We start from the raw sequence: 9,462 nt of genomic DNA on the forward strand, positions 1-9,462 counted from the left end.
ACCATGTGCTATAAGCATCTATATTTAAAGGATTATCATCAACAACATAAGTTTTATAATACTTTGTATATATACTATACACGAGATTCTTTCTTGTGTCATTCTTATCTATTTTCCCATTATAAAAAGATATATATACATCAGATACTTTTGTATCTTTTTCCCAATATTTGCTTGCAATTTCATCCATGTGATTGGTATTTATGAATGGTTTTAATTTATCTATTACTTTTTTTACATCATTAATTTTAAAATTTTCAGATGTAACAAAATTAATATATACGGATGGTCTTAAAAATTTTATTTGAATCTCACCTATTTTTTTATTTGATGACATCTCTTCTTTAAACAAATGAAATTCTTCACTTTTAACATTTTTTTCTTTAGAACAAGAAGTTATAAATATCAACCCTATCATTAAAGTCACTATTATTAAATTTTCCCTGTTTTTATTTTTCATTTAACCTAACTCCATCTTTTTTTGATGAATACCTGAAATTATTCACATAAAGCAAGTAATGTAAAAGTTCTAAAACTCAATACACTTATTCTCTCCACTTCCAAATATAATAATTTTTATGATGGATAACTTCCACAAATGCTTCGATCTCTTTATATTTGAATTCATAGATATTCTCCATCACTAACTTATCGGCGTCGATAGTTTCCACATATGTCCACCCTAAATTTTTCATATAATCAACCAAATTCAAATCTTTATTAGCAATCATAACTTTAGGATATTCTTGAATCTCATAATAGTCTTTGTTTAAAATGCGAACTTGAATAAATCCATTAATCACGCTTAAGGGATTACATTCTCTAAACACGGCCCCGGAAATAACTGTACAAAAAACAGCTATTAAAACTATTATGGTAGTTAAAAGAATAATACGCTTAATTTTCTTTGATATTTTACTCATTATTCATCATATTCTCCTTAATTTATAAATTATCTAAAACTCCTTTTCATTAAATATTTTTCTTGAAATTACATAATTTAGACCGTTAGGTCCTTATCTTGCCATAAATTGCTTTATGCCTAATTAGAGATTGTAAAATGCTTATATCTATCGATTTTTTTACAAGATTTAAAAATTTTGCATATAAGCTTTGTTTTTTCTCATCGCTGATAGATAAAAGCTTATAATAATGGGACCGGGCCAATTTTCCAGACAGTGTCTGGCAAATTGGATATGATAAACATTGTCTTTAAATCTATCGATTGTAAAAAACTTATATTGATATCATTTTCAATTCAATCCCTTAATTATTAAATACCACTAAAATACTCCTCAGTATATAATACCTCAACTTCTCCGGACCAATTTAGTATAGACCCAATAAAATCATTGATATCTATTCCGGGCATTTCATAAATTTCTTCATCTCCAAATGTTCCCGAAGCATCTTCAATAAAAATAGTTTCATAGCCTCTGTCGGAACATATGATGCTGGAAAATAAACAGCAATATTCCGTATTAAAACCGCATATATATACTTTAGACACCTTATTGTCTTTTAAGACTTGTGCAAGATTGGTTTTATAAAATGGATTACAGGATGTCTTTTCAATAGTATAATCGCCCAGCCCTTGAATCTCATCCCATATTTCCGCGTCTCCGGAGCCTTTAAAATAAGGGCTGTCATGATCATCCGAAAGATGCTTGGTTAAGATTACAATGTCACTCTTCTTTTTAAAATCATCAATTAGAATTTTAATATTATTTAGAGTCTCTGAAAAGTCTTTTTTCTTCAATATTCCCTTTTGCACATCCAGTACAATTAATGCATTCATTATATTCTCCTTCAATTGTAATTTATTCCTATTCTTTTTTTATAAAACATTTTTCTTGAAATCAGTTAATTTATAGAATCTCCGTCATCATCTTCCCAAAACCCGTTCATTTCACAAGACTAAAACGCATAAATTAACCGCTCATAACCCCTTATACAAAACTAAATCTCGAGATTATATCTCTTCACATTAAAACTTTCGCCGTCTCTTGTAACCTCGCCTTCCGAAAGGGGTTTCGCCGATCTTTCTTCCATAATCAAAAGCAAATCATAGTCGTCCTCTTTAACCGTAAAAAGAATTCTTTCAATCGGATAAAACGACTGAATAAATTTGATTGAAACGTCAATCGCCTCTTCTAAGAACATGCTGCGATTAAAAATATCAATCGAAAGATTTCCGCCGAACTCAATCGCATCAATCGAGAGCGTCGGCAGAATTTTTCCAACGCCGACAACTCTGTCGTCCTCGATGTACCACACCTCTATCTCCTGGTCCTTGCCACGCATAGTGCGCGCCGCCTTTTTTTCTTTTATATATTTGCTTTCATCGCAGTCAAATTTCCCGTAAAACTCTTCACAGAAAAACTTAAATGACTCAAAATACTTTTCATTTGGAATTGAAACTCTCATAACACACCTCTTTTATGTAAAATAAAAGCCGACATATGTCGGCATATTCGTTATATTTCCATTATTTCCTTTTGCTTGTCATCGGCAATTTTGTCAATATCTTTGATCATATCGTCGGTCAATTTTTGGGCTTTGTCTTCAGCTTGGAATTGTTCATCTTCTGTGATTTCTTTGTCCTTTTCAAGCTTTTTGATTTCGTCCATCAAATCTCTTCTGATATTTCTGATATTTACTTTAGCTTCTTCAGCATTTTTGGAAACAAGTTTTGTCAAATCTTTTCTTCTTTCCTCTGTGAGTTGCGGAATTGCAAGTCTTACAACTTTTCCGTCGTTCGAAGGATTAAGTCCCAAGTCGCTTGTTAAAATTGCCTTTTCAATTGCAGGAATTACATTCGCATCCCACGGTTGAATTTGGATGAGTCTCGGCTCAGGAGCGGAGACGTTTGAAATTTGTCTAAGCGGAGTCATAACTCCGTAGTAATCTACGTCAATTCTGTCCAAAAGCGACGGGTTTGCACGTCCTGCGCGAATTGAATCCAAGTCGGCTTTGTAGACTTCGATGCTCTTGTTCATTTTTTCTTCAGCTGCTTTAAAAACTTGCGTAGTCATTTAGTCCTCCTTATTATCGACAATTGTTCCAATTTTTTCTCCGTTTAAAGCCCTTGTAATATTTTCGGTGTCGTCAATTCCAAAGACCAAAAGCGGAATGTTGTTGTCTTTCGACAAACTTATAGCTGTGCCGTCAAGAACTTTTAAATCCTTTTCAAGCACTTCTTTAAACGATAGATGCTCAAATTTTGTTGCACCCTCAAATTTGTTTGGGTCAGCCGAGTAAACTCCGTCGACTCCTTTTTTTGCAATAAGAATCGAATCCGCTCCGATTTCAGCAGCTCTCAATGCCGCTGTAGTGTCGGTTGAAAAATACGGATTTCCTATGCCTGCAGCAAAGATAACGACGCGTCCCTTTTCGAGATGTCTTATCGCACGTCTCATGATGTAAGGCTCTGCAACTTCCCTCATTTCGATTGAAGTTTGCACTCTTGTAGGTATTCCTGTTTTCTCAAGAGCACTTTGTAGCGCTAAAGCATTCATGACAGTGCCGAGCATTCCCATATAGTCAGAAGTCGCTCTTTCTATTTCGAGTCCGTCACGACCTCTCCAAAAGTTGCCACCGCCACATACGATAGCAACTTGAAGAGAATCATTTTGTGCATCCTTAATTCGTTTTGCGAGTTCTCCGACGAATGTCATGTCAAGGCCTGTTTTGTTTTCACCTGCCATCGACTCTCCGGAGAGCTTCAATACAACTCTTCTGGATTTACTCATATAAGACTATTTGCCCATTTCTTTTGCAACTTCGTCTGCAAAGTTTTCTTCTCTCTTTTCGAGACCTTCACCAACTTCAAAACGAACAAAACGTCTGATTTTAATATTTTCGCCGATTTTAGCGATTTTTTCTTTCAACAAAGTTTCGATTGTCTTATCCGGGTCCTTAATGAAAGGTTGTTCAAGAAGAACAATTTCCTTGTAGAATTTTTCAATTCTTCCTTCGACCATTTTTTCTGCAATGTTTTGAGGTTTTCCTTCATTCATAGCTTGTTGAGTCAAAACTTCTTTTTCGTGGTTTACAATTTCTTCAGGAACTTCATCACGTGAAACATATTTCGGGCTTGAAGCTGCGATTTGCATTGCTATATCCTTAACAAAATCCTTGAATTCATCTGTCTTTGCAACGAAGTCTGTTTCAGAGTTAACTTCAACCAAAACTCCGATTCTGCCGCCGTGAACATAAGATTCAACAAGACCTTCAGCTGCGATTCTTGAAGATTTTTTAGCAGCTTTGCTGAGTCCTTTTTCTCTTAAAAGGTCAACCGCCTTTTCCAAATCTCCGTCTGTTTCTTGAAGTGCATTTCTGCAATCAAGCATACCTGCGCCTGTCTTTTCTCTCAAATCTTTAATTAAACTTGCACTGATCTTGCTCATTTTTCATCCTACCCTTCTTTATAATATTTATATTTATAGTAATCTACTATTTGTCTTCCTTAGAATTCTTTTCGTCTTCCTTTTTCATAGCTTCTTCCATACTTTCGTCGGAATCGTCTTCATCTGTTTGAGGAGCGCTGTATTGTTCACCTTGCTTTGCTTCGATAACTGCATTTGCAATTGTTTCAGCAATAAGTTTAACTGCACGGATTGCGTCGTCGTTTCCAGGAATCGGGAAATCCAATTCTTCAGGGTCACAGTTTGTGTCTACGATACCGACAACAGGAATGCCGAGTTTGTGTGCTTCTTGAACTGCAATGTTTTCCTTTTTCGGGTCAACAACAAACATACAATCAGGAGTTCCGTTCATGTTCTTGATTCCGCCTAAGAACTTTTCAAGACGTTCTCTTTCGTGTTTAAGTTTGATAACTTCAACTTTAGGGAGCATTTCAAATGTTCCGTTTTCTTCCATTTCTTCGAGTTCGAAAAGTCTGTCGATTCTGGTCTTGATAGTCTTGTAGTTTGTAAGCATACCGCCCAACCATCTTTGGTTGACATACGGCATTTCGCATCTCTTTGCTTCGCTTTCGATAGCTTCTTGACCTTGCTTCTTTGTTCCTACAAAAAGAACAGTTCCGCCTTCTTCAACGATTTCTTTTACGAAAACATATGCTTCTTCAACCTTTTTCACTGTCTTTTGAAGATCGATAATATAAATACCGTTTCTTTCAGTGAAAATGTAAGGAGCCATCTTAGGGTTCCATCTTCTTGTTTGGTGTCCAAAGTGAACACCTGCTTCTAATAAATTTTTCATAGTAATTACGCTCATATCTACACCTCCGGTTTATTCTTCCGCATTTATCACATACACCCGACAACCGTAAAACGGCAACCTCGCGGAATGTATCAAAATGCGTGGCTAATTACATCAACAATTATAACACAAAGTAGTCTTAAGTGCAAGCATTTCTTTAAAAAAATACAAATAAAAAGCGACCCGAAAAGAGTCGCGAAAAATAATCTTATTATCTTGTTGCAAAAGCGCCTGAATTGTCCAAATCAAACACTTCATATAGTGACTTGTCAAGAGCGTCCGCAATATTGCTTGCTAGTTTTAATCCCGGAACGCATTTTCCTGTTTCAATTTTACTGATGCTGATTCTTGAAACACCAACAATATTGGCAAGTTTCATTTGAGACAAACCAAGAGCTTTTCTTAATTGTGCAATTCTGTTATTCATCTTTTTCCTCCTTGATTTAATTTAAATTTAAATACAGTGCCGCTTAATGCGCGTCGATTTTTAATAAATATAATGCACAGGGCCACAACTCTATTATACCACAGTCATAGCCGAAAAAATTAAAAAATAAATAAAGATTTTGCGCACATATTTATTAATATAGTGATAAAAATATACAAAATAAAAATCTAAATTTGATACCGCTTAAAAACCGGCACCGATATTTAAATGCCACCAACAACTATTATATACTTTATTTTATAAAAAATCAACCAAATTATGAAAAAAACTATAAAAATTTATTTAAATTCTGCTAAATTGACTTTTAGTCACCTATAAATTCTCAAATTCGGGATAAATTATTCTCAAAATCATAAGTGCGAATCGATTTTAAGCATATCTCTAAGCTCGGATTCCGTGAAATCGTCAGTCTGTCTTTTTTCGGTTCCGTAATACTCGTCGAGCTTCGAAAGACCGCTTTTATTGTTCAAATTGACCGGATAAATATTTTGCCAGCCGTTAATAATTGAATTTCTAAGAATCAAAATCTTCTTGTCGTCGTCCCCCGCCGAGTACGAATCAAGCTGCTTAAAAAACATCTCCACAAACCTCGGGTCAATAGACTTCGACTTTCCTCTCTCATCAAAAAACACACACAAACAATCCCTAAGCTCTGTGTTTCTTGTATAATCAAAAACTTTAGGGTGGAAATCAAAAGTATTTATGACACTTTTTGTTTGTTTTTGTTTTCTTTGCTTTTCTTTGCTTTGCTTTTCTTTACTTTGCTTTTCTTTGCTTTGCTTGGCATAAAATCGCATACCGTTCGCATACGGCTCGCATGCGGTCGCATACGGTTCGCATGCGGTCGCATTCAAATCGCATGAATTATAGCTTTTTTCGCATTCAATTTCATTACCAGAATTCTCATTTTTGCTTTTGAAACAACTTTTTCCTGCATCATCCTTTTTAACATCATTATTTTTCGTACACAAATTAGACGACAAATCTGTGTCGTCGCAACTCTTTTTAATCTTTTCAGATTCTTTATCTACTTTAATCGCATCATCTTCATCCTTATTGTCATCGTCATCTTTCTTATTTGACTTATTTTTGGAAGAATTACTATTTTTCTTGCTCCATCTTTTATTTGCTGCAACTGTTGCAGCTCTTGATATTTTTTCCGCATTCTTATCCTTCATCTCCATTCTCTCGTTAAACTCCGGAGAATAAAAACGACTGCCGTCTTCATTAAACTCAAAAAGGCCGAAATCTTCAACAATCGACCTAATCTTTTCACTATCCACTCTAAAATCATACGCCATAACATCATAATTTGTCGACGACGTATAATCGCTCTCCTCGCGAAGACGCTCCAAAATCATAAAATATATCCCGTAGCCCTCAGCCCCATGTTTAATTCTCACAGCAAGAAGCTTGTCCGAATTTCTTGCGTTCGCATCGTGCGAAAAATATGGCGTAATAACCTTTCTCGTCATAAAATCTCCCCCTTAATTAACCCACGAGATAAAACTCATGGCATTTCTAAAAATCCGCATCCTCTTGTTAAAATCCAAATTTAAAACAAAATCACTCTCGTAAAACTTAAAATCCGTCACACCCGCAATCGATGATACAAAAAGAATCGGGCGCATATCCGCATCCCGAACCTCATATTCGTATCCGCCGGCTCTCGTGTACTCCTTATAAAGAAGCGTTAGCCCCTCACCGTGCAAAAACTCTATAAAATTCTTTAAATCCATAACATCCTCCTAAAACCTGTCGATGAGCGTTAAAAGCTTCTCGTAAATCTCAAACTTATCCTCAAATTTCAATGTGTCCACATACTCATTCTCGTAAAACATAAACTCCTTCACGCCGTCATAAACCACAAACTCCATAAACGGCAAATTGCCCCGAGAAATCACCGAAAACCTATAACTTATAAGCCCCGGCGCATTCTCCTCGAGAAACACGAGAAAAAGTCCCCTTTCCGCAAGAAATGATTTCAATTCCTTCTTATTCATCCAAATCCCTCCCGAAATTCAAAGTTTGAAAGAAACTGAGAAAATAAATATAAAAACTCACCTTCTCATCGGCGCTCATATCGCTCATAAACTCATTGTAGAAAAAATTAAAACTCTTTCCGTTCTCGTCCATATAAATCGTTGCGACAGTGCCGCTGAAACTGTCCATCACCTCATAAGTGACCAACTTGCCGTTCGGCGAAATGGTCACCGTATAACTCGTAAAGAGATCCATCTCCGCGAGCCTTTCCATAAAAACTGATTTATCCATAAAATCACCTCCAAAAATATATATCCTCAGAAAGTCGATTTTAGAAAACTATTTTTTGCAAACAAAAAAAGCGGTCTCCCGCTTTTAAAACTTTGCTTTTTTATATTTTAAGCTCTTTTGACTTCTGTCTTATCTGTTTTATTTTTTTTCATGCAAAACTCCTTTTTTTAATAAAAAAAGAGATAACATTTCTGCTATCTCTTTAAAAGTTTCATTATTAAATTTCTTGTCATCTAACAACACATTAAAATAAATCATCCAGCCTTTTCCAGTTTTCATTATTCATTTCTTTTGTGTAGTTTGTATTGTTAATATAAAGTCTTGTATCTTTATCTCTAACAAACCCCCAATTTATTTTACGCCTATATGCGTAATCCTTAAAAGCATAGAATTTATTTTCGATTTGCTTATCAATATTTTTATCCTTCCCTTTCGATTCTCCGCCTTTAGTTTCAATTATCCATACTTCTCCATTCGTTTTCTTAATAATATAATCCGGATAAAACAAGTGCTGTTTATCATAGTTAGTTTGATAAACTACTGATAGATACTGCTGTCCTGAGTCACCGTTTTTATAGTACCAATCTACATCATCTCTACCTTCAAGATAGTTTTCTAAAAGTTGTTCAGAGGTGGATCTAAATTGCGATGTTGTCATAGATGTGTTGTATTCTTTATAAGCATTTTTCTCATACTCGACAACTTCTGTTTCATACGGAAGATACTTATAGAAATCTTCTAAAGGCAATTTCCATTTTTCAGTTTTTTTGTCTAAAAATTCAAATTGCGCTCCTTCAGATATTGCAGCTAAATCTAAAAAGTCATCTCTAAGTTTATAAGCATTATTAATCATAAAAGCGTACCACTCACGATTAGAAAGATTTAACAACTTCTTGCTTGATGGTATATTTTTATGAAAAAGATGTTGTAGGATTGCCCTCATTTTGTTAGATGGCACCCCGGTAACTTTTTTTATCATATCAACTGCGTGCAAACAATCAATTCCATGATCGTGAGTTGATACTTCATAGGCTATCTCCCTATTTTCGCCTTGTTTTTCATCAACTATATCTTTAAGTTTTATAAACTTACCGGTTCTAAAGGTAGATATAACTTTTGTACCCATTATAAAACCATAAGATTCTAATAATTTTACATTGTCCTTTTTAATATTGGTTAGCTTATATTTATCTTTAAAATAGTCATAAGCTCTATCTCGAACTAATACTTCATCTACAAACTGATAGTCTTTGTTTCTAAATTCTTTAATAAGTTCAAAATTTTTACACTTGTCTTTTAAAAATAACCTCTTAACTTCATAAGCATTTCCACCCTGTATAACAGACTCTTTGTACTTTTCATCGAAAGTATAGAGAAAGCAAAAATCTAATAGGTCATTGTCATAGTGTCTTGCTCTTGGCATTCTCCTTATGCGTCCTATTGTTTGAGTTTCAAAGGTTTCCGTCATATTTTCACGAAGCTTAACAAGTATCTTTGCTCTTGGACAATCCCAACCG

At 34.7% G+C, this 9,462-nt stretch carries 13 protein-coding genes and 1 pseudogene; all 14 read right to left on the reverse strand.

Features of this window, described 5'->3' with window-relative positions; genetic code table 11:
• Positions 1–460: hypothetical protein (locus SPI61_RS00460; RefSeq protein WP_321136163.1), on the reverse strand; the 460-nt coding region annotated here is incomplete at its 3' end.
• An 85-nt stretch (positions 461–545) separates the two neighbouring features.
• Positions 546–803 carry a hypothetical protein gene (locus SPI61_RS00465; RefSeq protein ID WP_321136164.1) on the reverse strand — a complete coding sequence of 86 codons (258 nt, stop codon included), beginning with the start codon at positions 801–803 and terminating at the stop codon, positions 546–548.
• A gap of 470 nt (positions 804–1,273) precedes the next feature.
• The gene (locus tag SPI61_RS00470) at positions 1,274–1,798 is read right to left on the reverse strand and encodes an isochorismatase family cysteine hydrolase (RefSeq protein ID WP_321136165.1); all 525 of its coding nucleotides are present in this window, start codon (positions 1,796–1,798) and stop codon (positions 1,274–1,276) included.
• Between the two features lie 161 nt (positions 1,799–1,959).
• On the reverse strand, positions 1,960–2,427 hold the full coding sequence (locus tag SPI61_RS00475) for a hypothetical protein (protein ID WP_321136166.1): 468 nt from the start codon (positions 2,425–2,427) through the stop codon (positions 1,960–1,962).
• Positions 2,428–2,477: 50 nt separating this feature from the next.
• Positions 2,478–3,035, reverse strand: coding sequence for a ribosome recycling factor (frr, locus tag SPI61_RS00480; protein WP_321136167.1), 558 nt, complete (start codon positions 3,033–3,035; stop codon positions 2,478–2,480).
• Positions 3,036–3,752 (reverse strand): UMP kinase, encoded by a 717-nt coding sequence (pyrH, locus tag SPI61_RS00485; protein ID WP_321136168.1) that lies wholly within the window; start codon positions 3,750–3,752, stop codon positions 3,036–3,038.
• 6 nt (positions 3,753–3,758) lie between these two features.
• Positions 3,759–4,409, reverse strand: coding sequence for a translation elongation factor Ts (gene tsf / locus SPI61_RS00490; protein ID WP_321136169.1), 651 nt, complete (start codon positions 4,407–4,409; stop codon positions 3,759–3,761).
• 46 nt (positions 4,410–4,455) lie between these two features.
• Positions 4,456–5,238 (reverse strand): 30S ribosomal protein S2, encoded by a 783-nt coding sequence (gene rpsB, locus SPI61_RS00495; protein WP_321136170.1) that lies wholly within the window; start codon positions 5,236–5,238, stop codon positions 4,456–4,458.
• A 196-nt stretch (positions 5,239–5,434) separates the two neighbouring features.
• Complete coding sequence (locus SPI61_RS00500) at positions 5,435–5,650, reverse strand: helix-turn-helix transcriptional regulator (RefSeq protein ID WP_321136171.1); 216 nt, start codon at positions 5,648–5,650, stop codon at positions 5,435–5,437.
• A gap of 371 nt (positions 5,651–6,021) precedes the next feature.
• A complete protein-coding gene (locus tag SPI61_RS00505) occupies positions 6,022–7,146 on the reverse strand; it encodes a Lin1244/Lin1753 domain-containing protein (protein ID WP_321136172.1) in 1,125 nt (374 codons plus the stop codon).
• A gap of 12 nt (positions 7,147–7,158) precedes the next feature.
• Positions 7,159–7,410, reverse strand: a complete 252-nt coding sequence (locus SPI61_RS00510) for a hypothetical protein (protein WP_321136173.1) — start codon at positions 7,408–7,410, stop codon at positions 7,159–7,161.
• Between the two features lie 9 nt (positions 7,411–7,419).
• Complete coding sequence (locus SPI61_RS00515; RefSeq protein ID WP_321136174.1) at positions 7,420–7,674, reverse strand: hypothetical protein; 255 nt, start codon at positions 7,672–7,674, stop codon at positions 7,420–7,422.
• The gene (locus SPI61_RS00520) at positions 7,667–7,945 is read right to left on the reverse strand and encodes a hypothetical protein (protein ID WP_321136175.1); all 279 of its coding nucleotides are present in this window, start codon (positions 7,943–7,945) and stop codon (positions 7,667–7,669) included. The genes SPI61_RS00515 and SPI61_RS00520 overlap by 8 nt, the downstream gene beginning before the upstream one ends.
• Positions 7,946–8,189: 244 nt before the next feature.
• A pseudogene (locus SPI61_RS00525) lies at positions 8,190–9,462 on the reverse strand (DNA helicase); the annotation flags it as partial.

Source organism: Ezakiella sp. (assembly GCF_034180565.1).
GTDB lineage: Bacteria > Bacillota > Clostridia > Tissierellales > Peptoniphilaceae > Ezakiella.

What these genes read in the sequence shown, in the direction of transcription:
- rpsB (WP_321136170.1), bottom strand. Translation starts at nt 5,238, where the DNA reads ATGAGCGTAATTACTATGAAAAATTTATTAGAAGCAGGTGTTCACTTT.
- SPI61_RS00470 (WP_321136165.1), bottom strand. Translation starts at nt 1,798, where the DNA reads ATGAATGCATTAATTGTACTGGATGTGCAAAAGGGAATATTGAAGAAA.
- pyrH (WP_321136168.1), bottom strand. Translation starts at nt 3,752, where the DNA reads ATGAGTAAATCCAGAAGAGTTGTATTGAAGCTCTCCGGAGAGTCGATG.
- SPI61_RS00475 (WP_321136166.1), bottom strand. Translation starts at nt 2,427, where the DNA reads ATGAGAGTTTCAATTCCAAATGAAAAGTATTTTGAGTCATTTAAGTTT.
- SPI61_RS00515 (WP_321136174.1), bottom strand. Translation starts at nt 7,674, where the DNA reads ATGAATAAGAAGGAATTGAAATCATTTCTTGCGGAAAGGGGACTTTTT.
- tsf (WP_321136169.1), bottom strand. Translation starts at nt 4,409, where the DNA reads ATGAGCAAGATCAGTGCAAGTTTAATTAAAGATTTGAGAGAAAAGACA.
- frr (WP_321136167.1), bottom strand. Translation starts at nt 3,035, where the DNA reads ATGACTACGCAAGTTTTTAAAGCAGCTGAAGAAAAAATGAACAAGAGC.
- SPI61_RS00520 (WP_321136175.1), bottom strand. Translation starts at nt 7,945, where the DNA reads ATGGATAAATCAGTTTTTATGGAAAGGCTCGCGGAGATGGATCTCTTT.
- SPI61_RS00500 (WP_321136171.1), bottom strand. Translation starts at nt 5,650, where the DNA reads ATGAATAACAGAATTGCACAATTAAGAAAAGCTCTTGGTTTGTCTCAA.
- SPI61_RS00505 (WP_321136172.1), bottom strand. Translation starts at nt 7,146, where the DNA reads ATGACGAGAAAGGTTATTACGCCATATTTTTCGCACGATGCGAACGCA.
- SPI61_RS00510 (WP_321136173.1), bottom strand. Translation starts at nt 7,410, where the DNA reads ATGGATTTAAAGAATTTTATAGAGTTTTTGCACGGTGAGGGGCTAACG.